Consider the following 23,950-nt stretch of genomic DNA (forward strand, 5'->3'; position numbering starts at 1 on the left):
GTGGCCGTGAAGGCGCTGGTGGACTGGTTCACCGCGCGGGGCTGGACGCCGGCCCCTTTCCAGCGGCAGGTGTGGCGCCACTGGGCCCGCGGCGAATCGGGTCTGCTCGTCACCCCCACCGGCAGTGGCAAGACGCTCGCGGCCTTGGGCGGTGCCCTGATCGAGGGCCTGCAGGAACCCGCGGTCGCACGCCGGCGTGGCGACACGGCCACCCGCCTGCGCCTGCTCTGGGTCACGCCGCTGCGCGCGCTGGCCACCGACACCACACAGGCGCTGCAGGCCCCGATCGATGCACTGGGCCTGCCATGGACCGTGGCCAAACGCACCGGGGATGCCAGTTCGCGCGACCGGCGCCTCGCCCGGCAAGGCCAGGCCGAGGTGCTGGTGATCACGCCGGAATCGCTCGCGCTGCTGCTCTCCTACCCCGACAGCGCGGCGCAGTTCGCGGGCCTGCGCGGTGTGGTGGTGGACGAGTGGCACGAGCTGCTGGGCAACAAGCGCGGCGTGCTGCTGCAGCTCACGCTGGCGCGCATCCGCGCCCTGGCGCCGGGGGCCGTGACCTGGGGCCTGTCGGCCACACTGGGCAATCTGGACGAAGCCCGCGACGTGCTGCTGCCACAACGGCCCGCAGCGCCGGTGGTGAGCGCCGCGAAGCGCCGGCGCGTCGCCCTCAGGACGCTGCTGCCCGAGGAAGGCGAGCGCTTCGCCTGGGCCGGCCACCTGGGCCTGTCGCAACTCGGGCGTGTGGCCGGACTGATCGCCGGCACGCGCAGCGCCATCCTGTTCACCAACACGCGCGCGCAGGCCGAGCTGTGGCACCGCGCGCTCGCGTCCATCTGGCTCGAAGCACCCGAGACACTGGCGCTGCACCACGGCTCGCTGGACGCGGGTCTGCGCCAGGCGGCCGAACAAGGCCTGCGCGACGGCAGCGTGCGCTGCGTGGTGGCCACTTCCAGCCTGGACCTCGGGGTGGACTTTCCCGCCGTGGACCTCGTGCTGCAGGTGGGCAGCCCCAAGGGCATGGCGCGGTTGCTGCAGCGCGCCGGCCGTGCGCACCACCGGCCGGGTGCCGCCAGCGAGATTCACTGCGTGCCCACGCACGCGCTGGAACTGGCCGAGTACGCCGCCGCGCGCCACGCCATCGAGGCCGGCCAGATCGAGGCACGCCACCCGCCGCGCCTGTCGCTGGACGTGCTGTCGCAGCACTGCGTGACGCTGGCACTGGGTGGCGGCTTCCGGCCCGACGCGCTGCTCGCCGAGGTGCGCGGCACGCACGCCTTCGCCGCCCTCACCGACACCCAATGGCAGGGCGTGCTGGCCTTCATCGAACGCGGCGGCCAGGCGCTGGAGAACTACCCCGATTTCCACCGCGCCGTGCAGGACGCGGACGGCGTGTTCCGCGTGACCGAACGGCGCGTCGCACTGCGCCACCGGCTGTCCATCGGCACCATCACGGCCGATGGGGCGGTGCAGGTGCGTTTCCTGCGCGGCGCATCGCTCGGCTCGGTGGAAGAGAGCTTCATCAGCCGACTGCGCCCGCGCGACCGCTTCCAGTTCGCCGGGCGCACGCTGGAGCTGGTGGTGGTGGATGGCATGACGGCCTACGTGCGCAAGGCCAGCGGCGTGAGCGCCACCGTGCCGCGCTGGCAGGGTGGACGCATGCCGCTCTCCACCGAACTCGGCGCGGCGGTGGAAGCCGCGCTGGCGGGCCCGCGCGACAGCCCCGAGCTGCGCGCGCTATCACCACTGCTGGATCTGCAGGCGCGCGCATCGGCCCTGCCCACGCCGCAGACCCTGCTGGTGGAAGCGGTGCGCCTGCGCCGGGGTGGCTCGCTGTTCGTCTACCCGTTCGCGGGCCGCACCGTGCACGAAGGCATGGCCGCGCTGTTCGCGCTGCGCTGGGGCCGCATCAGCCCCAACACCTTCGTGTACGCGGTGAACGACTATGGCTTCGTGCTCACCTCGCCGCAGCCGGTGTCGATGGACGAGGCCACGCTCGCGCGGCTGCTGTCGCCCGACAGGCTGATGGACGACCTGCAGGAAGGCCTGAACCTGACCGAGATGGCGCGCCGCCAGTTCCGCGACATCGCGCGCGTGGCCGGCATGCTCACGCCGTCGGTGCCCGGTGCCGCCCAGCGCAGCCTGCGCCAGCTGCAGGCCTCCAGCGGTCTGCTGTTCGACGTCCTGCAGCGGTACGACCCCGACCACCTGCTGCTGGCCCAGGCACGGCGCGAGGTGTTCGAGGCGCAGATGGACGTGCAGGCGCTGGCCGCCACACTGGCCCGCTGCGCCGCGCGCCGCCCCGACCTGCGCCAGCCCCGCACGCTCACGCCGCTGTCGTTCCCGCTGTGGGCCGAGACGGTGCGTGGCGAGCTCAGCACGGAGGACTGGTCCACCCGTGTGCGGCGCGCGGCCGAGCAGCTGCAGGCGCGCCATGGATGACACCCTGGCCACCGTTCTGGCGGGCGAGCCCTTGCAGCTGTGCGCCGACCGCGCGCTGTACTGGCCCGCGCGGCGCCGCCTGCTCGTGGCCGACGTGCACCTGGGCAAGGACGACACCTTCCGCGCCGCCGGCATCGCGCTGCCCGCCGGCGGCACGCGCGCCGACCTGGACCGGCTCACGGCGCTGATCGAACGCCACGGTGCACAGTCGCTCTGGGTGCTGGGCGACCTGCTGCACGGCCCGCTGGTCGACGCACGCTGGCGTGAAGACTGGGCGCGCTTCCTGGCGCGCCACGCGGGCCTGGAGATGCTGCTGATCGAGGGCAACCACGACCGAGCAGCAGTGCATGCGAAGCTGGGCATCGCGCAGCGGGCCGACCGCATGGTCGACGGACCTTTCAGCTTCGCGCACGCCCCGCACACGCCGGGCGACGGACGCCTCGCGATCTGCGGCCACTTGCACCCGGTGGTTCGCGTGCCGGGCTTTCGCGGGCGCTTTCCGGCGTTCGCGGTCATCGGCCCGCAGCTGGTGCTGCCGGCTTTCTCGCTGTTCACCGGCGGCCAGCTGGTCGAGCGCGCCGACGCGCGCTACGCCTGCCTCGGCGCGCACGTGGTGGACGCCGGGCCCACGCGCCTGCCGCCGCGCTGACCGCACAAGTCAACTATCGATCTGCGAAAAACGCATTGGCCGGTTTTCTGGCGGCTCCCTATTCTCATCGGTCCCTCGTCGGCACCCTTTGTGCCGACGTCCATTCCCAAGGACCTTGCATGAACGCCCGGGTGCTCAACGCCACCATCTTCACCGCCGCCTTCGCGGCCTCCATCGCGCCCGCCTTCGCCCAGGCACCCGCCTACCCGAACAAGCCCATCACCCTGGTGGTGCCCTACCCGCCGGGCGGCCCGAACGATGCCATCGCGCGCGCCCTCGGCCCCGAACTGGCCAAGGCACTGGCCGTGCCGGTGGTCATCGAGAACAAGGCCGGCGCCGCCGGCAACATCGGCACCTCTTTTGCAGCGCGCGCCCCGGCCGACGGCTACACCATCGCGCTGCCGGGTTCGGCACTCTCCATCAACACCGTGATCTTCGACAACGCCCCCTACAAGATCGGCGACTTCCGCGCCGTCGGCATGGTGGCGCAAGGCCCGGTGGTCGCGGTGGCGCACCCCTCGCTCAACATCAAGACCATCGCGCAACTGGTGGCCCACGCCAAGGCCCACCCCGGCGTGCTGTCGTTCCCCTCGGGCGGCAAGGGCACCTCGCCCTACCTGGCCGGTGAACTGCTGAAGAACACCGCGCAGATCAACATGGTCCACGTGCCGTACAAGGGCACGGGCGAGTTCATTCCCGACCTGCTCGCGGGCCGCGTGCCGGTGGCCTTCGTGAGCCCGCTGATCGCGCGCCAGCATGTGGACACGGGTGCCCTGGTGCCGCTGGCCACCACCGGCACGAAACGCCTGCGCGGCTGGGAATACCTGCCCACCGTGGAAGAGGCCGGCGTGCGCGGCTTCCGCGTGCTGCCCTGGTACGCCGTGGTCGTTCCAGCCGCCACGCCCGCGCCCATCGTGAGCCGCCTCAACGCCGCGCTGCAGCAGGCACTGGCCTCGGCCGAGATCCAGAAGAAGCTGGTCGACCTGGGGCTGGACGCATTGCCCGGCACGTCCGAAGAAGCACAGACCATCGTCGCGCAGGAAGTGCAGCTCTGGAAGAACGTGCCGCTGAGCGATTGACGCCGGCACACCGAACAGGCCACCGCATCGTTCGGGCTCACGCGGCGTGAGCGTGGAGGCACTTCCGTAAACTCGGTGGCGATACCCGAGCCCACCCGAGATGCAAGACCTTTTCACGCCACGCGCACCGCTGCCACCCTCCTCCACAGAAACGGGTCCCGGGGCCGGAGGGCTTCGCGCATGACCCGGCTGTCCCTGGAGCGCCACCAGGTCTGGGTCTATCTCCTGGCGATCGGCACGGGTCTGGTGGCCGGAACGGCCTGGCCTTCGGCGGGCCCGGCATTGGAAGCCCTGCTCTGGCCCGCCATCGCGCTGCTCATGCTGGCCACCTTCCTGCAGGTACCGCTGCTGCACGTGCGCGACGCGTGGCGGGATCGGCGCTTTGCGTCGGCCATGCTGCTGGGCAATTTCGTCGCGGTGCCTCTGCTGGCCTGGCTGCTGGTGACGGTCTTTCAGGTGAACGACGTCGTTCGCCTTGGTGTCCTGCTGGTGCTGCTGGTGCCTTGCACCGACTGGTTCATCACGTTCACGCAGCTGGGCAAGGGGGACGTGCCCCGGGCGGTGGCGCTCACGCCACTCAACCTGTTGCTGCAATTCCTGCTGCTGCCGGTCTTCCTCTGGCTGATGGCCGACACGGGCAGCATGCCATCCTGGGAATGGACGACGCTGGCTTCGGCCACGGCCGTGATCCTCGTCCCGCTGCTCGTGGCCGCCGTGGCTGAACGCAGGATGGAGCGGCATCCTGCAGGCGCACGGCTTCGGGAGACGATGGCGTGGGGACCCGTGCCGTTGCTGGCCCTGGTGCTGCTGGCCATCGCAGGTGCGCAGGTGGGTGCAGTTCGCTCCGCGCTGGGCTGGCTGGTCGCCGTGCTGCCGATCTTCGTGCTCTTCCTCGTGGCTGCGGTGCTGCTGGCCCGTGCCATCGGCCGGTGGTTCGGGCTGCCCGTCGAGCAAGGCAGAACCCTGGCCTTCAGCATGGGCACACGCAATTCCTTCGTCGTGCTGCCACTGGCCCTGGCTCTTCCCCCGGGATGGGAACTCGCCGCGCTGGTGATCGTGTTCCAGTCGCTGGTTGAGCTGTTCGGCATGGTCGTCTGCGTGTGGGCGATCCCCAGGCAGATATTCAAGTCGCAGCGCGGTAGTCCATGAAGAAAACCCGGCCAGTCGCAAGACTGGCCGGGTTCCGGGAACCCTCCAACGCTGAAACGTCAGCAGGTCAGGGAATCACCTCCCGGGCATCAGGACAGTTTCAGGTTCGGATAACGCACATGCTCCACCAGCTCCTGGACCTTGCGGCTGGGTGCCGGCGTCACGAGACTGACCAGGATGATGACGGCAAAGCCCAGTGGCACGCCGAACAGGCCGGCTGAGATGGGCTGGATGCCCCACCACAGCTCGATCGGCGAAGTCACGCCAAAGATGCCGCGCAACCACGGCTGGGTGGTCACCATGTAGTAGAACGTGATGCCCAGTCCCGCAATCATGCCGAGCGAGGCGGCAATACCCGTCGCGCGCTTCCAGAAGATGCCCAGCACCAACGCAGGGAAGAACGCCGCCGCCGCGAACGAGAACGCCGCCGAGACCAGGAACAGGATGTCCGCCGGCTTCTGCGCCGCCACGTAAGCCGCTGCCAGTGCCACGATCAGCAGCAGGACCTTGGAGATGGTCACGCGACGGGTCGTGGAGGCGTTGGGGTCGATCATCTTGTAGTACAGGTCATGCGACAGCGCGTTGGCGATCGTGAGCAGCAGGCCGTCCGCCGTGGAGAGTGCGGCAGCCAGGCCCCCGGCAGCCACCAGACCGGAGATCACGTACGGCAGGCCGCCGATTTCCGGGGTCGCCAGCACGATGATGTCGCCACCAATCGTCATCTCGTTGAGCTGCAGGATGCCGTCCTTGTTGACGTCCGTGATGGCCAGCAGTGACGGGTCCACCTTGTTCCACGACGCCACCCAGGCGGGTAACTGGTCGAACGGCGTGCCCACCAGCATGTGGAACACCTCGTATTTCACCAGCACCGCCAGGGCGGGGGCCGTGAAGTACAGCAGGAAGATGAAGAACAGCGACCACGTCACCGATTGCCGGGCCTCTCTCACACTGGGCACCGTGTAGTAGCGCATCAGGATGTGCGGCAGCGCGGCCGTGCCGATCATCAGGCAGAAGATGAGTGCCAGGAAGTTGCGGCGCGAGGTGTCATAGGCGGCCTGGGCCGCGGCATCCCCGTTCGGATCGCCCGCGTACTGCTGGGCGTGCGGTGGCATGCCGTTGAGCGGGCGCGCCTTGGTGTCCGCAGCGGCTTTGGCGCGCGTCCAGGCGGCCTTCGCATCGGCCTCGTCCTTCGGCAGGTCGGCCACGGCCTTCTCGGCAGCGGCCACCTCGGCAGCGGGCGCATTGGCGGCACGCAGCTGGGCCAGCTTGGCTTCGGCGGCGGCCTTGTCGGCGGCCAGCGCGGCGGCGGGGTCCTTCAGCTTTTCAGCCAGGGCGGCCGAGCGCTGCTTGAAGATCTCGCGCACCTCCAGCTCCTTCGGGTCGTTCGCCAGGAGCTTCTCCTTGGCCGTGACCTTTTCAAGCTGGACGCCATAGATCGCCTGCGGCACCGGCACGCTGGTCTGCTTCACCGACAGCCACACCACCGGGATCATGTAGGCCACGATCAGGATGATGTACTGGGCCACCTGCGTCCAGGTCACCGCGCGCATGCCACCGAGGAACGAGCACACCAGAATGCCGCCGAGGCCAAGGAAGATCCCGAGCTCGAAGGCCACACCGGTCAGTCGCGAGGTGATCAGGCCCACACCGTAGATCTGCGCCACCACATAGGTGAACGAGCACAGGATGGCGGCCGCGATGCCGAGGAAACGCGGCAGGTTGCCGCCATAACGCTCGCCCAGGAAGTCAGGGATGGTGAACTGGCCGAACTTGCGCAGGTAGGGCGCAAGGAACAGCGCCACCAGGCAGTAACCGCCGGTCCATCCCATGATGAAGGCCAGACCGCTGTAGCCAGTGAGGTAGAGCGTGCCGGCCATGCCGATGAACGACGCCGCCGACATCCAGTCGGCGCCCGTGGCCATGCCGTTGTAGACCGCCGGCACGCGGCGACCCGCCACGTAGTACTCCGCAGCATCGGTGGTGCGGCTCATGATGCCGATGCCGGCATACAGGCCAATCGTGGCGAGCAGGAAGATGAAGCCGATCCACTCGCGGGAGAGACCCATCTGCTCGAGGATCGCCAGCGCCACCACGAAGATGAAGAAGCCCCCGGTGTACCAGGTGTACACCTTGTTGAGCTGGCTCTTGAAGGCCTTGTTGCTGGTTGCTCCGCCAGCGCCTGTTTCGAACATGCCTGCCATGGTGTTACTCCTCGATCTCTTCGACGCCGTGTTCGATGTCGAGTTTGTTCATGTACCAGGCGTAGTACCCAATGATCACGCAGTACACCACCAAGGCGCCCTGGGCTCCCATCCAGAAGCTGAAAGGCCAACCAAAAAAGTTGAAACTCAGCTCACGGGCGAAATAGCTCACGACAAACGTCACCACAAACCAAATGGCGAGCAAGATGGCTGTGATGTTCAGGTTTTTCCGCCAATACCGGCGGTGCTTGTCAGTCAGTTCCATGCGATCGACCTCCGTCAACAAAACCCTTTCGGGCACGTCACGAACACCACCCCTGTCCCCCGGGCAGCCTGCAACCGGTCCGCGTTTTTCGGTCAATGGCTGGCGCCACTGACCCCTTTTTTCAGCCGCACAGCGACAGCTTGAGACCTCAGGCCCGGGATTGAAGCAGCCCTGTTTCGCGCTCCAGCTGTGCAGCGACTTTGGGCTCGAAACCACGAAGGTGGCGAATGATCTTCGCGGCTTCCTCGGGTTCGTGCCGGTCGACATGAACCCTGGCCAGCTGGTACCAGCCGTAGGGGCTCATGGGTTGCAGTTCGGTGTTTTTCCGCAGGGCGACGACGGCTTCGTCGAAGCGCTGCTGCCGGATCAGGCTCAGGGCCAGGCCATACCAGGCACGGTCGAGCTTGTTGTCGATCTCGATGGCGCGGCGGAACGCCGCCTCGGCCTGTTCGAGCAGACCCATTTCTTCGCTGAGGAAACCCAGGTTGAACCAGCCAGGCGCGCCATCGGGCTGTGCCGCCACCTGGCGCTGAAGGGCTTGCAAGGCACCGGCCTTGTCGCCCAACTCGGCGAGCACATGGGCCCGGGTGGCCCATGCGTACACGTCGGCCTCATTGGCCTGCAGAAGACTGTCGATGCGATCCAGCGCGGCCTGGCGCCGACCGAACACCAGCAGGATGCGAACCTGCGAGCGGGCATAGAAGTGATTGACACAAGCCATTACTGGCACAGCGCCACTCCGATCTTCAGGCAATGGCTCACCTTGACCATCGTCACACCAACCCAGATGAAGCCCAGAATGAAAAACGCCACCAGGGGAAGGTGGCGTTCAAGCACGACTTTGGGGGCGACGAACCGGGCCAGCCTTACAAACGGCCGGCCGATTTGCTGGAGGAGCTTGTAGAAAACATTCTGGTCCTTGCGCTGCCCGGCAAGCAGCCCAAGCACCCACTGGCCGGCCAGGGCCAGCAAGGCAATTTCGGCAACGAGCTTGATGGCAGAGATGAAAAGCAGCATGGGCGGGTCACGAGTTGTCGCCATTCTGATTTCAAAACTTACCGTTTTCTTACGGAATGACCAGAATGGCCTTGGAGGCAGGTCAAACCCTGTCAGTATTTACCCGCGAAACTCAAACCATCTTCCGCACCTCGCCGTCCGGCAACACCGAGAAGGTCTCGAAGTGGCGCGGCAACACCTGGATGGCGTCGGGCGCGGTCTTGCGCACTTCCTCCTGGAACACGGCCGCGTGATCGAGCGCGGCGGACTGGTCGGCACCATAGGGAAAGGTCTGCACGTCCCAGTGCGTGGCCACCACCACGCGCGGCAGGCCGGAGGCCTTGAGCAGGCGCTCGGTGTAGCGGAAGATCTGCAGGCGCGGCCGCGCCGATGGCACCAGCAGGATCGAGGGGCGCAGGCCCTGCACTTCGCGCTCGATGTAGTTCATGGAACCGAACAGCAGAATCTCGTGGTGCCTGAAGCGCACCAGATAGCCGAAGGTGCCGCCTTCCGAGAAGGCCTTGAGCGGCAGTGGGCCTTGCAGGCCTTCGGGCACGATGCCGGCGTCGAAGTAGCACTTGTCGCACAGCGCCGAATGCAGGCTGGGGATGACGCGGATGGAGAGGTCGCCGAAGTCGTAGTCCTCGCCGCCGCGCACCGGCACCAGCTGCTTCTCGTCCACGCCGTAGGCGCGAGCGATGTTGGTCGCGCTGTACGAACCCACCACGTGCGCACCCGTCTTCTTCGCGATGTGCGGCATGTCCATGCAGTGGTTGAAGTGCGCATGCGACAGCAGGATGTGCGTGGCATCGTGGATGTGCTGATCGATCGTGGCGGTGTCGCTGGGCACGATCTCGTCGAAGCTGTGCGCGGGCCGTGTGTCGCCCGGTGCTGCGTTGGCCGGCAGCATGCCGAAGCGGTTGCCGCTGTAGCGCAGCCGGGTGAAGTAGGGGTCCAGCAGCACGGTGTGCCGGCCATCGGTGATCTTCCAGGCGGCCGACCCGTAATGGGTCAGCTCGATTCTCTCGTCGTCAAAGTACGCTCTCGCGGCGGTCACAGGTCAAACCTCGAATGAAGGATGCAGGGCGAAATGCCTCGCGCATCATCGCCGCCGGCCCCATGCACCCTGGCACGTTTTTCATGTTTGCATATGCGCAAAACTGCTCAACCCTCATACCCCTGCGCTTTGCATGGGGCGATCTGACTCTGTCGCGCGATTGGATCGTTTTTCTGGACAATGCATCCAGCCTGCGCAGGCTGATCTCGCGCCGATGGCTGCCTAGACTGGACGCTCCTTCAATCCTTCACGGGAGATAGACCATGGCAGACCATTCCATCTACGGCAAGGTGGTGCTCATCGCCGGCGGCGCCAAGAATCTCGGCGGGCTGATCGCCCGCGACCTCGCCGCGCACGGCGCCAAGGCGATCGCCATCCACTACAACAGCGCGGCCAGCAAGGCCGATGCCGACGCCACGGTGGCGTCCGTGCGGGCGGCCGGTGCACAGGCCATCGCGATCCAGGCAAACCTCACCACCGCAGGCGCGGTCGAGAAACTGTTCAAGGAAGCGGTCGCCACCGTGGGACGCCCCGACATCGCCATCAACACCGTCGGCAAGGTGCTCAAGAAGCCCTTCGCCGAGATCAGCGAGGCCGAGTACGACGAGATGTCCGACGTCAACGCCAAGTCCGCGTTCTTCTTCCTCAAGGAGGCGGGCCGGCATGTCAACGACAACGGCAAGATCTGCACACTGGTGACCTCGCTGCTGGGCGCCTTCACGCCTTTCTACGCGGCCTATGCGGGCACCAAGGCGCCGGTGGAGCATTTCACCCGCGCGGCGGCCAAGGAGTTCGGCGCGCGTGGCATCTCGGTGACCGCCGTGGGCCCGGGCCCGATGGACACCCCCTTCTTCTACGGCCAGGAAGGCGCCGACGCGGTGGCGTACCACAAGACCGCCGCGGCCCTGTCGCCCAGGTCGAAGACCGGCCTGACCGACATCGAGGACGTGGTGCCCTTCATCCGCCATCTGGTGAGCGACGGCTGGTGGATCACCGGCCAGACCATCCTCATCAACGGCGGGTACACCACGAAGTAGGGAGCTCCCCCCTGCGCCGCTTTGCGGCTTCCCCCCTCTGTGGCGCGCCTTCGGCGCTTCGAGGGAGGACGGCATCTCGGACCGGCGTAGCCGGACCCTGGATGCCTCTGGCCGGGGCACTTCATGCGGCTTACCTTCGGCTAAATTCCACCCATGGACAAGCTTGACCGGTTCCGGGTGTTCGTTCAGGTGGCCGAGATGAGCAGCTTCATCAAGGCGGCGCATGCGCTGGAGCTGCCGCGGGCTTCGGTGTCGGCGGCCATCCATCAGCTCGAAGCCGAACTCGGCACGCGGCTGTTGCACCGCACGACGCGGCAGGTGCGGCCCACGGCCGACGGCCAGCAGCTGCTGGAGCGTGTGCGCGCGTTCCTGGCCGAGGCCGAGGACATCGACCAGCTGTTCCAGGCCAGCCAGCGCAAGGTGTCGGGCGCCCTGAGGGTGGACGTGCCCAGCCGCATCGCACGCCGGCTGATCGCGCCGGCGTTGCCGGGCTTCCTGCGCCGCTACCCCCGGCTGCAGGTGGCCCTGGGCTCGACGGACCGTGCCATCGACCTCGTGCAGGAGGGCGTGGATTGCGCGGTGCGCTTCGGTGGCCTCACCGAAAGCAGCCTGGTGGTGCGCCCGCTGGGCACGGCCGCGCTCATCAACTGCGCCAGCCCTGGCTACCTGGAGGAGCACGGCACGCCCTCGCATCCTGACGAACTTGCGCAAGGACACTGGGCGGTGGGCTACGCCTCGGCGTCGAGCGGCCGCGAGCTGGCGTGGGACTACCTGGCGGCCGGGCAGCCACAGGCGGTGCGCGTGCCCAGCCGCGTGCTGGTGAACAACGCCGAGAGCTACATCGCGTGCTGCGAAGCGGGGCTGGGCCTGATCCAGGTTCCGCGCTTCGACGTGCAACACCTGCTGGAGCGAGGCCAGCTGGTCGAGGTGATGCCGGGCTTTCGTGCGGCGGGCATGCCGGTGTCGCTGGTCTACCCGCACCGGCGGCAACGCTCGCGCCGGCTCAACGCCTTCATCGAATGGTTCGAAGGGCTGATGCAGCCACACGTGGAATCCTGAGCGGCTCGAGGTGCGATATGCAGCCCTGGCGGCATAAGGCTTCATCGTTACCCACATGTCCGACGCATGAGTCGAGTGGACCCTGGAATCGATCTGCGAACCCCGGTGCCGCCAAGGCATGGGGACCCAGCTTCAGCGAGTGGCAACGATGAAGAGCCGTGGGAAAGGCAGCAGCACCGTGCCGTCTGGCAGCGGGGGATAGGCCTCGGTGACGGCTGCGAGATAACGGGCCAGAAAGGCCGCCTTGTCGCCTTCATCCAGTGGCCCCATGTAGGGACGCAGTGCCGATCCCTTGAACCATTCCACCACCGCTTGCGGCCCCCCTGCCAGCGGGTGGAAGTAGGTGGTGCGCCAGACGTCGACCACCTGGCAGTGCGGCTGGAGCAGCTGGTAGTAGAACGCCGCGTCGTGGCGGTCGGGATGGCGGACCTGCCCGATCCTCGAAGCCCAAGGTCCCTCGCTCGCGACCTGGCGCGCGAGACGGTGGGCCGGCTCCTCCAGGTTGTCGGGCGTCTGCACCGCCAGGCAACCACCGGGATTCAACTGCCTCACCAGGTGCGGATACAGCGTCGCGTGGTCAGGCAACCATTGCAGCGAGGCATTCGCGAGAATCACGTCGAACGTGCCCGTCGGCTTCCACTGGCCGATGTCGGCCAGCTCGAAGGGAATGCCGGGCAAACGTTCGCGGGCCGCGACCAGCATGTCGTCGGAGCTGTCCAGCCCGCTCACACGCGCTTGCGGAAAACGTGCGGCGAGCACCTCCGTGGAGTTGCCGGGGCCGCACCCGAGATCGATCGCGGTGCTCGCGTCCTGCGCGGGAATCGCCGCCACAAGATCCCTCACGGGACGGGTGCGCTCCTGCTCGAAGGTGGAATAGGTGCGGGCGGACCATGTCATCGTGTGCTCTCCATGAAGATCGGGTTGCGCCGGAGCGGCAGTCCGATTGTGATCATGGAGCGATGGTCAGGCGCCACGCCGGGTCAAGCGCCACTGCCTTCGATGTCTTCACCCAGTTCGTGCAGCAGATGTTCGACGAAGGCATCCTTGGCCGGCAGGCTGTGCGGCAGCGACAGCCCGGTGTGCCAGGGAAACCAGCCGCGCGTGCCAGCGGTCAGGCGGAGAAAACTCACATCGGGCGATTCGCCCGCGTCGAACACGTGCGGTACGCCGGCAGGCAGCAAAAGCCAGTCGCCGGCATCGCACAGCAGGCTGGAGAAGCCCGCCCGCGTGCGAACGCTGAGCAACGCTGTGCCCTGCAGGAACACACACGCCACGGCATCCTCGCCCACCAGTTCCTGTGGCCTGGGGTTCGCGCCGTCATAGCCCCGGCCTGCAAGGCTGAATCTTTCGGTCACGTGCGCGCCGAGTTCACGCCGCAAATGGGCCAGCGCCCTGGCGCTTTCCGCCGCGCGCGCATCGAGCGCCTCCTGCCCATCGGGCCATCGGCCCCAGCGCACCCCCAGCGCAGCAGCCAGCGGGCATGCCGCGCCTTCGCACACGGAAGTGGACAGCCAGAGACCATCGGGGTCGAACGTCGCGACAGCAGCCATGCGGTGCAGTGTGGCCCACCTGCGCACGAGGTACAACGACGCATTCGGACTTTGCTCATGCGCTTAGCGTCTAAGCGGATGGCACAGGGCTTATGCCGCAAGCCCATAAACAAACTACTTCATAGTCGTTTGGCTATTGGGAATGGCTCAACACAATGCATGCCTGACGCAACGATTCAAGGACCTTCTGATGAGCACACTTCGACTGGGCGACACCGCACCCGACTTCACACAGGATTCCACCGCAGGCCCGATCCAGTTCCACCAGTGGGCTGGCGACAGCTGGGTGGTGCTCTTCTCCCACCCCGCCGACTTCACCCCGGTCTGCACCACCGAGCTGGGCAAGACCGCCGCGCTTTCGGGCGAGTTCGCCAAGCGCAACGTCAAGCCCATTGCGGTCAGTGTCGACCCGCTCGACTCGCACGGCAAGTGGGTGCTCGACATCAACGAGACGCAGAACACCACGGTGAACTTCCCCATCCTTGCCGATGCGGACAAGAAGGTCGCCACGCTGTACGACATGATCCACCCCAACGCATCGGCCACGGCCACGGTGCGCAGCGTGTTCATCATCGACCCGAAGAAGGTGATCCGCACCACGCTGACCTACCCCGCCAGCACCGGCCGCAACTTCGACGAGATCCTGCGCGTCATCGACTCGCTGCAGCTCACCGACAGCCACAAGGTGGCCACGCCCGCCAACTGGAAGGACGGCGACGATGTGGTGATCGTGCCCGCATTGCAAGACCCGGCGGAGATCGCGCAGCGCTTCCCCAAAGGCTACAAGGCCGTGCGCCCCTACCTGCGCCTCACACCACAACCCAACCGCTGAGCACCCCAGGCATGGCAGCGGCAGCACCCACCGTCATCATCATCCCCGGCTGGCGCAACTCCGGCCCCGGGCACTGGCAGACCCTGTGGTCGGACAGCCTGCCTTCGGTGCTGCGCGTGGAGCAGGACGACTGGGTGGCCCCCGTGCGCAAGGCCTGGGTGGCCCGCCTGAGCGAAACCATCGAGCGGGCGCCCGGCCAGGTGGTCGTCGTGGCGCACAGCCTCGGTTGCATCACCACCACCCACCTGCCACCCGAAGTGACCGGGCGCATTCAGGGTGCACTGCTGGTCGCCCCGGCGGACCCGGAGCGTCGCGGCGTGCTCGCCGATTTCGCCCCGGTTCCCTATCAACGACTGCCCTACCGCAGCATCCTGGTGGCCAGCGCGAACGACCCGTACTGCCCGGTTCGAACCGCCGGCGCCTACGCCCGGGCCTGGGGCAGCGAGTTCGTCCGCCTGAACGATGCGGGCCACATCAACGTGGACTCCGGACACGGCCACTGGCCGCTGGGACTGGCGTTGCTGCAGTCGCTGGGGGCCGAGGTAACGCCGGGAACGCGGCAGAAAGAAGAGGCCTGACGGCCCGCATCCCGAGCGCAGCCGCCCAGGCTGCGCGGACATTCTCAATCCTTCGTGCCCACGCTGCGGAGCAATTGCTGGTACTCCGCCTCGACCATCCCCCTGTAGCGCCCCATGTCGCTCTCTTCCACACCCCAAAGGCCTCCTGCCTGGGATGTGAAGGAAAAGAAGGTGAGTTGCCCCGCCTCGATGCGGACGGTCTTCACCACATTCGACTTGCACCACCTCGTGTAGTTCGAGTTGCTTTCATGGAAGCAGAACTCCAGCTCATACGTGCCAGGCACCACATGCAGCTGATTGGGCCCCGTGCCGTACAGAAGACCTTTGTCGATCAGGTGCCTCACGCCAAATGTCTTCTCGCCATTGACCGACACCAGGTACAGGATGGCGTCATGGGAAATCACCCCCACGTCAGAAAGTGGCCTGGGCTCGCCGGCGTAGCCCAGGGTCACCCGCTTCGAATAGAGCGATGCGAAGCGCGGCATGTTGGCGTAGTTCTGCGGAAAGGCACAGCCCGCGAGCCAGACGGCAAGAAGAACCATCAACGAACGGCGCAAGATGGGCGTAACGACGGCCTTCATGGATGCAGTCTCTCGATCGTAAAGGTGTTCAACAAGTGTTGAAGCACGGCTTCGATGGCCTCATGAGCCTTCGGGTAGTCCAGGGACTCCTTGCTGGCGCCCATTTCGAAAGACATGACGTAGCCGGTGTCACCCAGTTCAGTAAGCCAAGCTTGATAAGCCTCACCGCCACCGTTGGGTTTTCGGGGCTCCATCTGGCTCGATGGAACTTGCGCCACGCGCCACTTCAGGCCGTTGAGTTCACGGGTTGACCACTGCGCCTTCGCGTACGCTTTTGCAAGTGAGGCTTCGTAGGCCTCCAGGGAGGAGCGCCGCATATAGGCGATCAGGTAGTGGCTGGACGTCCACCAGGACTCGAGGCAGACGGGTTTGAGCCCAACCTCCACCAGCGTGCCCTCTTTGCCCTTTTCTTTTGACACGTGTTTGACGCTGCGGACCCAGGGGTCGAAATCCATGGGACCACGGCCATGGTTGCTCGCCTGCCACGTCTTCCCTCCACTTTCATAGATGTCGGGCACCACATACGTGTTGGATCACGGCGCTTGCATCGGCGCTGACTTCGTTCACACCGGTCACCACCTCGAGGTGGTTGGCCCACAGACCGGCGTTGACCTCCACCGCCCGCGCCAGGATGGTGGTGGTGTCGGCCGTGCGCGTGTCCAGCCCCAGGCCTTCGATGTGCACCGTGCCGCCGCGCACGAGAAAGGAGTCGAGGTGGCCGCTGTTCATCACCGGGGTGCCGGTGGTGAGGGTGGAAGCCGCTGCTCCCCTGGTACTGGTTTGCCGTCGTCCTGTACTCGCTGCCGTTCTTCGCCACCTTCCAGTTGCTGGGCAGCAACTACTCGACATTGCGCTCGATGCTGGAGGTCACGATGGTGTTCTTCGTCATCATCGTGTTTTCACAGCCATGGATCGCGATCACCAACATGGCCCTTGGCGTGATCCTGGCCATGGTTTCCTCTCATCTGCTGATCCCAGACTTCTCTTCGTTCAATCACTCGGTCCTGGTTTCCGACCATCTGCACGTCATGATCTACACGTTGCTGGTGGGTCTGATCTTCAGCAGAAGCAACCTCAAAGGGCAGCTCGCCCAGGAAAAACTCGACACCGTCAAGGAGCTGACCACCTGCATCGCGCTGGAAATGAAGAACCCGATCAACCAGATCCGGTACCGCATCGACCTGATCCAGCAGCGCCTGCCCCATCCCGGCTACAGCGGCCAGAGTCATTCGGTCTCCGCGACCGACATGGACGCCATTTACCGCGAGATCTCCAAATGCAGACAGTCGGTCAACTGGGGCGCTCAGGTCATCGAAATGACGATGGATGAAATGGGGTTCACACCCATCGACAAGACCGGGTTCAGGCACCTCTCCGCCGCTGCAGTCACGCGAAAGGCGGTGGACGAATTCAGCTATCAGAACGCCAGCGACAGGAGCCGCGTCCTCCTCATGGTGCGCGAAGACTTCGTTTTCAATGGCGACGAAACAAGATATGTCTATGTCCTGTTCAACCTGCTGAAGAACGCCACGTACTACTTCAACGAGCACCTCGATGCTCGCATCATGGTCATCGTCGACGAGCAGCGCGTGACCGTGGAAGATACCGGCCCTGGCATGAAGCCGGACGTGCTCGCGCGGGCGTTCGAACCATTCCACAGTGTCGGCAAGCCCGGGGGGACCGGCCTGGGCCTGTCTTTCTGCAAACGGACCATGCAGGCCTTTGGAGGCCGGATCACCTGTGAATCGTCGATGGGGAGCTTCACCCGTTTCGTGATGCGCTTTCCCAGAATCAGCAACCGGGATCTGATGGCCTACGAGGACAGCCTCCTGACGCGAGCGAAGGAGGTCTTCCAGGGCAAGCAGATCCTGATCGTCGACGATGCACCACGGTTGCGTGCCAGCGCCAGGGCTGTGCTCGGGCCGCTGGGCGTGCGGGTGGACGAGGCAGAAGATGGCAGGACAGCCCTGGAGATGCTGGCCCGAAAACGCTATGACGCCATGCTGCTGGACCTGAGCATGCCGGTGCTGGACGGCTACGACACGGCGGAAACCATCCGCCGTGGCGGCGTTCCCGGGCTGGAACACATGCCCATCGTCGTGCATTCCGCCGAGGGGCAGCAACCCGCCAGGTCCCGCCTGGATCGCATTGGCGTGGACGCATTCATTCCGAAAGGCAGCAAACCGCTCGAAATCATCGACGCGCTGTGTCGCGCGCACGCATCCGCGGCCCACCGGCAGGAGACCCTGGCCTCCTCATCGACACTGGCGGGCAAGACCCTTCTGCTTGCGGATGGCGAGGCCTTCAGCCGCAAGTCGCTCCGCGCGGCGCTGCAGGAGCGCGGCATGAGGGTGATCGACGTGGGTGACGGGCGAACGGCGATGAACATGCTGACCGGTGCCATCCGGATCGATGTGGTGCTCACCGACATGCAGATGCCGATGCTCGATGGGCTGGGCATTGCACGGGCCATCCGCCTTCTCCCCCCTCCCCTTTGCAGCACACCGGTGATCGCCATGGGCACACAGTGTGGAGAGGCGTTGTTCACTGCGGCGCAGGAGGCCGGCATCGACGAATTCCTCGAGAAGCCGGTCGATCTCATGGAGCTGTTCCAGAAACTGAACCAGCAACTGGCGGTCGTCGTCGACGCGGGTGCGCTTTCCGACGTGCTGAGCGATGTCCGTACGAAACTGGGCATCCTGGCCCATCATGTGGCACTGAACAACCACGACATGGGACAGGAACTGATGCACGCCATCCTGGAGTTGGCGGGCCAGATCAATGCCCGGGCGTTCCACGCAGAACTGCGCGCGCTATACGACATCACCCGAGAGAAGGGGCAGTGGCCCACCGGAGACTGGTTGACGAGGCTGCAGGACTTGTTCGCCGAAGTGGAAAAGCGGTTTTCACCCGCGGTGCCCGCATGAAATCCGGCTTTTTTACAGCTCTTTATTCTTGAGCGGCATAACGAAACAAAAACAAAGTCGTTTGGTTTCTCAGAGGTGGCGCCCAGAATTCGTGACATCCTGTTTCAGCCTGGAGCTTTGTCATGAAAAATGCCCTTCGCGCGGCCCTCGCCGCCGTCGCCTTGTCCACGTCTGCGCTCGCGGGCGCGCAGACCACGTTGCTCAACGTTTCCTATGACGTGGCGCGCGAGTTCTACAAGGACATCAACGTGGCTTTCGCAGCGAGCTACAAGAAGTCCACCGGCAAGGACATCAAGGTGGACCAGTCTCACGCCGGCTCCAGCGCACAGGCACGTGCCGTGGCCGATGGCCTCGACGCGGATGTCGTGACCTTCAACACCACCACCGACGTGCAGTTCCTCGCCGACAAAGGCGTGGTTGCCGCCGACTGGGCCAAGCGTTTTCCGTACGGCGCCGCTCCCACCACCTCGACCATGCTGTTCCTGGTGCGCAACGGCAACCCGAAGAACATCAAGGACTGGGACGACCTGATCAAACCGGGCGTGCAGGTGGTGGTCGTCAACCCCAAGACGGGCGGCAATGGCCGTCTGGCCTACCTGGCCGCCTGGGGCTACGTGCGCAGCAAGGGTGGCAGCGATGCCGACGCCGCCGAATTCGTCGGCAAGCTCTACAAGAATGTGCCGGTGCTGGCGCGCGGCGGCCGTGATGCCACGGGCGTCTTCCTGCAACGCAACATCGGTGACGTGCTGATCACCTTCGAATCCGAGGTGGTTTCGGTGAACAACGAATTCGGTGCCGGCAAGGTGGATGCGGTGCACCCCAGCGCCTCCATCGTTGCCGAGAATCCGGTGGCCATCGTCGAGCGCACCGTGAACAAGAAGGGCACCGCCGTTGAAGCCAAGGCCTACCTGGACTTCCTCTACAGCGCCGAAGGCCAGGAAATTGCTGCCAAGCACAACATCCGTCCGCGCGATCCGGCCATCCTGAAGAAGTACGCAGAGGCCTTCAAGCCCATCAAGTTCTTCACGGTGGCCGACTATTTCGGTTCGCTGTCGGAAGCGCAGAAGGTGCACTTCAACGACGGCGGCCAGTTCGACAAGCTGTACACCGTCAAGTAAAGAGGTACCCCCGCCGCGCTTCGCGCGCACCCCCTCAAGGGGGGCGGTGCCAGAGGCCCGGCGAAGCCGGTTTCCCGGCACCACCGGATTCAATCACTTCACGCGTTGCAGCGCCCCTGGACCCACGACATGACATCCGCCACGCTGCCCACCGCAGCCGCTCCCTCAGAAGCCCGTCGCCGCACACGCCGCCGTGTGCTGCCGGGCTTCAACATCACGCTGGGGTTCACGATCCTGTACCTCAGCCTGATCGTGCTGATCCCGCTGTCGGCCCTCTTTTTCAAGACCTTCACGCTGACCTGGCCGCAGTTCTGGGAAGCTGTGAGCGCGCCCCGCGTGGTGGCTTCCTACAAGCTGACCTTTGGTGCCTCGCTGATCGCCGCGACGGTCAACGCCTTGTTCGGGCTGCTGGTGGCATGGGTGCTGGTGCGCTACAGCTTCCCCGGCAAGAAGATCGTGGACGCGCTGGTGGACCTGCCTTTCGCACTGCCCACCGCTGTGGCCGGCATTTCGCTCACCGCCATCCTGGCCGGCAACGGCTGGATCGGACAGTACACCGAGCCACTGGGCATCCAGCTGGCGTTCAACCCGAATGGCGTGGTCATCGCGCTGATCTTCATCGGCCTGCCGTTCGTGGTGCGCACGGTACAACCGGTGCTAGAAGACGCCGAAAAGGAGCTTGAGGAAGCGGCTACCTGTCTGGGCGCGACGCGCTGGCAGACCTTCAGCCGCGTCATCTTCCCCAGCATCGCACCCGCCCTGCTCACCGGCTTTGCCATGGCCTTCGCACGTGCCGTGGGCGAGTACGGCTCGGTCATCTTCATCGCTGGCAACATGCCCATGGTGTCGGAAATCACGCCGCTGATCATCATCAGCAAGCTGGAGCAGTACGACTACGCGGGCGCCACCGCCGTGGCTCTGGTGATGCTGCTGTTCTCATTCGTGCTGCTGCTGCTCATCAACGGCCTGCAGGCCTGGCAGCGCAAGCGCTCTGGAGGAAACATGCAATGAGTGCCGCCAATTCTCCACGCACTGCGCGCAAGGGCACCACCGAAGCAGCCTGGGTTCGCCGCACACTCATCGGCATCGCACTGACCTTCATGGCGCTGTTCCTGGTGTTGCCGCTGGCCGCCGTGTTCACCGAAGCGCTGCGCAAGGGCTTCGAAGCCTACTGGGAAGCCCTGAAAGACCCGGACGCCTGGTCCGCGATCCGTCTCACCCTGCTCACCGCCGCCATTGCCGTGCCGCTGAACCTGGTGTTCGGCGTTGCCGCCGCCTGGGCCGTCGCCAAGTACGAGTTCCGGGGCAAGTCGTTCCTCACGACGCTGATCGATCTGCCCTTTTCGGTCTCGCCCGTGGTGGCCGGCCTGATCTACGTGCTGGTGTTCGGCGCGCAAGGCTGGCTCGGCCCCTGGCTGGCCGAGCACGACATCAAGATCGTGTTCGCCGTGCCCGGCATCATCCTGGCCACGATCTTCGTCACCTTCCCCTTCATCGCTCGCGAACTCATCCCGCTGATGCAGGCGCAGGGCAACGACGAGGAGCAGGCTGCGATCGTGCTCGGCGCCTCCGGCTGGCAGACCTTCTGGCATGTCACGCTGCCCAACATCAAGTGGGGCCTGATCTACGGCGTCATTCTCTGCAACGCGCGCGCGATGGGCGAATTCGGCGCCGTGTCGGTCGTCTCGGGCCACATCCGGGGTCAGACCAACACCATGCCGCTGCACGTGGAGATTCTCTACAACGAGTACCAGTCGGTCGCCGCGTTCGCCGTGGCCTCCCTGCTGGCACTGCTGGCGCTGGTCACGCTGGTGATCAAGTCCGTCGCCGAATGGCAGATGGAACGCGAGCTGAAGGCACTCGCCGAACTGCCTCCCGAGCGGCCCACGTCCGCCAACCCGACCTTGCTGGGACAGACATCATGAGCATTCAAATCCGCGACATCAACAAGCAGTTCGGCACCTTTCAGGCGCTGAAAAATGTCAACCTCGATATCGAGTCGGGCGAGCTGCTCGCCCTGCTGGGCCCCTCGGGCTGCGGCAAGACCACATTGCTGCGCATCATCGCCGGCCTGGAGACGCCCGACACCGGCAACATCCTGTTCAGCGGTGAGGACACGACCGACGTGCATGTGCGCGAGCGCAATGTGGGCTTCGTGTTCCAGCACTACGCCCTCTTCCGCCACATGACCGTGTTCGAGAACGTGGCCTTCGGCCTGCGAGTGAAGCCGCGCGGCCAGCGCCCGAGCGATGCTCAGATCAAGACGAAGGTGCTGGACCTGCTCAAGCTGGTGCAACTGGACTGGCTGGCCGACCGCTACCCCTCACAACTCTCGGGCGGCCAGCGCCAGCGCATCGCCCTGGCCCGCGCGCTTGCGGTCGAACCCAAAGTGCTGCTGCTCGACGAGCCCTTCGGTGCGCTCGACGCCAAGGTGCGCAAGGAACTGCGCCGCTGGCTGCGCCGCCTGCACGACGAGTTGCACGTGACCAGTGTGTTCGTCACCCACGATCAGGAAGAAGCACTGGAAGTGGCCGACCGCGTGGTGCTGATGAACCAGGGCCAGATCGAGCAGATCGGTGCACCACAGGACGTCTGGGAGCACCCGGCCAGCCCGTTCGTTTACGGTTTCCTGGGCGACGTGAACCTGTTCCATGGTCGCGCCAACGAAGGCCAACTGCACCTGCAAGGTGTGTCCATCGACACGCCGGAACACGCCAGCGCACAGGACGCCAAGGCTTTCGCCTACGTGCGCCCGCACGACCTCGACGTGCAACGTTACGCCGCCGGCCTGCCGGGCATCGTGGCCAGGCTCGAACGCGCCGTGGTCGTGGGCCCGATCGCCCGGCTCGAACTGTTGCCGGTGGATCCACAGGCGCCCGGTGGCCACGACCCGCTGATCGAAGCCCGGATGTCGGCCGAACGTTATCGCGAACTCGGGTTCAATGAGGGCGACACGCTGGTTGTCTCGCCGAAGAAGGCCCGCGTCTTCCTGCAGCCGCAACCCGCCTGAAGCCCCGCCCGACACAACAATTACGCCGCTTACATCGGGTATCGCGCCCGGTGTCAGCGGCGTTTTTCATGCGGCGAGCTTGATTTTTCCTTCTGTCACGTAGCGCTTGAAGTCGGCCAGTGGCATGGCTGCGGAGCCACGCACCTCTTCGTCCACCCAGCTCAGGGTGGCGTCGTTCAAGCCTGTCTCCACCTTCACGGGACCGGGACGGATGACGATGTTGGGGCCATCGCCTTCACGGTACTCAACCTTGCCAACAATCTGTGCTGTGTGTGCCATGGCGTACTCCTCGAAGTGGAGTCCTCAGGATCGCTGTCATGACTGCGGAGGTCTGTGCGTTGACGAACAGAACCGCGTCGCCATGAGGCTTAGTCTGCAATCCAGCCGGCTCCTCGGCTGTTCTCATGCAAAGGACCACCACCATGAAAACCTCCCGCTTGCTCACCTCTTCCGTGGCGGCACTGACGGTTGTCGGCGCCGGTTTCGTGTTCGCCCAGGCCACGCCTGGCACCACGACCGAACCCGCACCCGGCCAGCAACCCGCACAGGCGCAGCCCATGCCGCCGGCAACCACCACCACGCCGACGCAGGACACCGCGCAGCGCAGCACGGTGCCCATGGCACCCGACGCACAGGCCGATCGCAACTGAGTCCACAGACACCCCCTGCGCCCTCGGGCCAGGGGTTTCCTGCCGCCGTCCGCAACGCCATGCCCCTCTCGACCTCCACCCTGAAAGACATCCGCAACGGCGTGATCGGCGGGGTGGTGATGCTGGCCATTCTTCTGCCACTGGCGTCGCACTTCAAAGCGCCGAAAGCAGCCGCTGACCACGGTCCGGCGGCCACGAGCGCACCCCTTCCCCGACCGGACTTCGGTCAGGTCCTGCCCACGGACGACGCGCACGATCTCGTGGAGTGGATAGCCCGCACGCGCGACAACGCCGGCATGCCCTTCGTCGTGGTGGACAAGCGCGTCGCGCGCCTGCACGTGTTCGGCACCGACGCCCGCTTGCGCGACAGCACGCCGGTGCTGCTGGGTTCCGCCCCCGGTGACGACTCGGTGCCGGGCATCGGTGACCGGCCGGTGGAACAGGTGCGACCGCATGAGCGCACCACACCGGCAGGGCGTTTCGTCGGGCAGTTCGGCCACACGCTGACAGGCGAAGACGTGGTGTGGGTCGACTACGACGCCGCGGTGTCGATGCACCGCGTGCGGCCCACGCTGCAACCCAGGGAGCGGCGCGCCGAACGCCTGGCCTCCGAGACGATTGACGACAACCGCATTTCCTATGGATGCATCAACGTGCCGGCGGCGTTCTATGACGCGCACATCCAGCCCGTGTTCTCACGCATGCCCGCCATTGTCTATGTGCTGCCCGAGCACAAGACGGTGGAGGAAGTCTTCGGACTGAAGGCCTGA

At 65.8% G+C, this 23,950-nt stretch carries 26 protein-coding genes; 15 read left to right on the forward strand and 11 right to left on the reverse strand.

Going from position 1 to position 23,950, the window contains the following annotated elements; genetic code table 11:
- The first annotated feature begins 6 nt into the window (after positions 1 to 6).
- From J2X09_RS01840 to J2X09_RS01855, 4 genes are all read left to right on the forward strand, one after another.
- Positions 7 to 2,442 (forward strand): ligase-associated DNA damage response DEXH box helicase, encoded by a 2,436-nt coding sequence (locus tag J2X09_RS01840; RefSeq protein ID WP_310307193.1) that lies wholly within the window; start codon positions 7 to 9, stop codon positions 2,440 to 2,442.
- Positions 2,435 to 3,091, forward strand: coding sequence for a ligase-associated DNA damage response endonuclease PdeM (gene pdeM, locus J2X09_RS01845; RefSeq protein WP_204731645.1), 657 nt, complete (start codon positions 2,435 to 2,437; stop codon positions 3,089 to 3,091). Before J2X09_RS01840 ends, pdeM begins: the two co-directional genes overlap by 8 nt.
- 119 nt (positions 3,092 to 3,210) lie before the next feature.
- Entirely contained in the window at positions 3,211 to 4,170 is a 960-nt protein-coding gene (locus tag J2X09_RS01850) for a tripartite tricarboxylate transporter substrate-binding protein (protein WP_204731646.1), read from the forward strand.
- A 180-nt stretch (positions 4,171 to 4,350) separates the two neighbouring features.
- Complete coding sequence (locus tag J2X09_RS01855; protein WP_204731647.1) at positions 4,351 to 5,319, forward strand: arsenic resistance protein; 969 nt, start codon at positions 4,351 to 4,353, stop codon at positions 5,317 to 5,319.
- Between the two features lie 89 nt (positions 5,320 to 5,408).
- Here the strand turns inward: J2X09_RS01855 and J2X09_RS01860 are convergent, their stop codons facing one another.
- The 5 genes from J2X09_RS01860 to J2X09_RS01880 form a co-directional block, all read right to left on the reverse strand.
- Positions 5,409 to 7,520: a sodium:solute symporter family protein gene (locus tag J2X09_RS01860; RefSeq protein WP_204731648.1), complete on the reverse strand. Its 2,112-nt coding sequence runs from the start codon at positions 7,518 to 7,520 to the stop codon at positions 5,409 to 5,411.
- A 4-nt stretch (positions 7,521 to 7,524) separates the two neighbouring features.
- Positions 7,525 to 7,785, reverse strand: a complete 261-nt coding sequence (locus J2X09_RS01865; protein WP_204731649.1) for a DUF4212 domain-containing protein — start codon at positions 7,783 to 7,785, stop codon at positions 7,525 to 7,527.
- 148 nt (positions 7,786 to 7,933) lie between these two features.
- A complete protein-coding gene (locus J2X09_RS01870; RefSeq protein ID WP_204731650.1) occupies positions 7,934 to 8,506 on the reverse strand; it encodes a tetratricopeptide repeat protein in 573 nt (190 codons plus the stop codon).
- Complete coding sequence (locus J2X09_RS01875; RefSeq protein WP_204731651.1) at positions 8,506 to 8,802, reverse strand: hypothetical protein; 297 nt, start codon at positions 8,800 to 8,802, stop codon at positions 8,506 to 8,508. Before J2X09_RS01875 ends, J2X09_RS01870 begins: the two co-directional genes overlap by 1 nt.
- Before the next feature lie 112 nt (positions 8,803 to 8,914).
- Positions 8,915 to 9,838 (reverse strand): MBL fold metallo-hydrolase, encoded by a 924-nt coding sequence (locus tag J2X09_RS01880; protein WP_204731652.1) that lies wholly within the window; start codon positions 9,836 to 9,838, stop codon positions 8,915 to 8,917.
- Positions 9,839 to 10,101: 263 nt separating this feature from the next.
- On the opposite strand from J2X09_RS01880, the gene J2X09_RS01885 reads away from it, so the two are divergent.
- A complete protein-coding gene (locus tag J2X09_RS01885; protein ID WP_204731653.1) occupies positions 10,102 to 10,875 on the forward strand; it encodes an SDR family oxidoreductase in 774 nt (257 codons plus the stop codon).
- A 153-nt stretch (positions 10,876 to 11,028) separates the two neighbouring features.
- Positions 11,029 to 11,934, forward strand: a complete 906-nt coding sequence (locus J2X09_RS01890; RefSeq protein ID WP_204731654.1) for a LysR family transcriptional regulator — start codon at positions 11,029 to 11,031, stop codon at positions 11,932 to 11,934.
- 132 nt (positions 11,935 to 12,066) lie between these two features.
- On the opposite strand, the gene tam is transcribed toward J2X09_RS01890, so the two are convergent.
- Both tam and J2X09_RS01900 read right to left on the reverse strand, forming a co-directional pair.
- Positions 12,067 to 12,831: a trans-aconitate 2-methyltransferase gene (tam, locus tag J2X09_RS01895; protein WP_204731655.1), complete on the reverse strand. Its 765-nt coding sequence runs from the start codon at positions 12,829 to 12,831 to the stop codon at positions 12,067 to 12,069.
- An 83-nt stretch (positions 12,832 to 12,914) separates the two neighbouring features.
- Positions 12,915 to 13,484, reverse strand: a complete 570-nt coding sequence (locus tag J2X09_RS01900; protein ID WP_204731656.1) for a cupin domain-containing protein — start codon at positions 13,482 to 13,484, stop codon at positions 12,915 to 12,917.
- 190 nt (positions 13,485 to 13,674) lie between these two features.
- Here J2X09_RS01900 and J2X09_RS01905 point away from each other — a divergent pair, with 190 nt between their 5' ends.
- Positions 13,675 to 14,316, forward strand: a complete 642-nt coding sequence (locus J2X09_RS01905) for a peroxiredoxin (protein WP_204731657.1) — start codon at positions 13,675 to 13,677, stop codon at positions 14,314 to 14,316.
- An 11-nt stretch (positions 14,317 to 14,327) separates the two neighbouring features.
- On the forward strand, positions 14,328 to 14,894 hold the full coding sequence (locus J2X09_RS01910) for an RBBP9/YdeN family alpha/beta hydrolase (RefSeq protein WP_204731658.1): 567 nt from the start codon (positions 14,328 to 14,330) through the stop codon (positions 14,892 to 14,894).
- A gap of 44 nt (positions 14,895 to 14,938) precedes the next feature.
- Here the strand turns inward: J2X09_RS01910 and J2X09_RS01915 are convergent, their stop codons facing one another.
- From J2X09_RS01915 to J2X09_RS01925, 3 genes are read right to left on the reverse strand one after another with little or no spacing between them, the layout of a single operon-like run.
- Positions 14,939 to 15,475, reverse strand: a complete 537-nt coding sequence (locus J2X09_RS01915; protein WP_204731659.1) for a hypothetical protein — start codon at positions 15,473 to 15,475, stop codon at positions 14,939 to 14,941.
- Positions 15,472 to 15,930, reverse strand: coding sequence for a hypothetical protein (locus J2X09_RS01920; RefSeq protein WP_204731660.1), 459 nt, complete (start codon positions 15,928 to 15,930; stop codon positions 15,472 to 15,474). The genes J2X09_RS01915 and J2X09_RS01920 overlap by 4 nt, the downstream gene beginning before the upstream one ends.
- A 46-nt stretch (positions 15,931 to 15,976) precedes the next feature.
- A complete protein-coding gene (locus tag J2X09_RS01925) occupies positions 15,977 to 16,204 on the reverse strand; it encodes a hypothetical protein (protein ID WP_204731661.1) in 228 nt (75 codons plus the stop codon).
- Positions 16,205 to 16,332: 128 nt separating this feature from the next.
- On the opposite strand from J2X09_RS01925, the gene J2X09_RS01930 reads away from it, so the two are divergent.
- The 5 genes from J2X09_RS01930 to J2X09_RS01950 all read left to right on the forward strand — a co-directional run bounded on the left by J2X09_RS01930 (position 16,333) and on the right by J2X09_RS01950 (position 22,530).
- Positions 16,333 to 18,402 (forward strand): ATP-binding response regulator, encoded by a 2,070-nt coding sequence (locus J2X09_RS01930; protein WP_204731662.1) that lies wholly within the window; start codon positions 16,333 to 16,335, stop codon positions 18,400 to 18,402.
- Between the two features lie 122 nt (positions 18,403 to 18,524).
- Positions 18,525 to 19,520: a sulfate ABC transporter substrate-binding protein gene (locus J2X09_RS01935; RefSeq protein WP_204731663.1), complete on the forward strand. Its 996-nt coding sequence runs from the start codon at positions 18,525 to 18,527 to the stop codon at positions 19,518 to 19,520.
- 129 nt (positions 19,521 to 19,649) lie between these two features.
- Complete coding sequence (gene cysT / locus J2X09_RS01940; protein WP_204731664.1) at positions 19,650 to 20,531, forward strand: sulfate ABC transporter permease subunit CysT; 882 nt, start codon at positions 19,650 to 19,652, stop codon at positions 20,529 to 20,531.
- On the forward strand, positions 20,528 to 21,445 hold the full coding sequence (gene cysW / locus J2X09_RS01945) for a sulfate ABC transporter permease subunit CysW (RefSeq protein ID WP_204731665.1): 918 nt from the start codon (positions 20,528 to 20,530) through the stop codon (positions 21,443 to 21,445). The genes cysT and cysW overlap by 4 nt, the downstream gene beginning before the upstream one ends.
- Complete coding sequence (locus J2X09_RS01950; protein ID WP_204731666.1) at positions 21,442 to 22,530, forward strand: sulfate/molybdate ABC transporter ATP-binding protein; 1,089 nt, start codon at positions 21,442 to 21,444, stop codon at positions 22,528 to 22,530. The genes cysW and J2X09_RS01950 overlap by 4 nt, the downstream gene beginning before the upstream one ends.
- Positions 22,531 to 22,596: 66 nt before the next feature.
- On the opposite strand, the gene J2X09_RS01955 is transcribed toward J2X09_RS01950, so the two are convergent.
- Complete coding sequence (locus tag J2X09_RS01955; RefSeq protein ID WP_204731667.1) at positions 22,597 to 22,809, reverse strand: hypothetical protein; 213 nt, start codon at positions 22,807 to 22,809, stop codon at positions 22,597 to 22,599.
- 143 nt (positions 22,810 to 22,952) lie between these two features.
- On the opposite strand from J2X09_RS01955, the gene J2X09_RS01960 reads away from it, so the two are divergent.
- Together J2X09_RS01960 and J2X09_RS01965 are read left to right on the forward strand one after the other, a co-directional pair.
- Positions 22,953 to 23,180: a hypothetical protein gene (locus J2X09_RS01960; protein WP_204731668.1), complete on the forward strand. Its 228-nt coding sequence runs from the start codon at positions 22,953 to 22,955 to the stop codon at positions 23,178 to 23,180.
- 59 nt (positions 23,181 to 23,239) lie between these two features.
- Entirely contained in the window at positions 23,240 to 23,950 is a 711-nt protein-coding gene (locus J2X09_RS01965; protein ID WP_310307203.1) for a hypothetical protein, read from the forward strand.

Origin of the sequence: Hydrogenophaga laconesensis (assembly GCF_031457235.1) — a bacterium.
In the GTDB taxonomy this organism is placed as follows: domain Bacteria; phylum Pseudomonadota; class Gammaproteobacteria; order Burkholderiales; family Burkholderiaceae_C; genus Hydrogenophaga; species Hydrogenophaga laconesensis.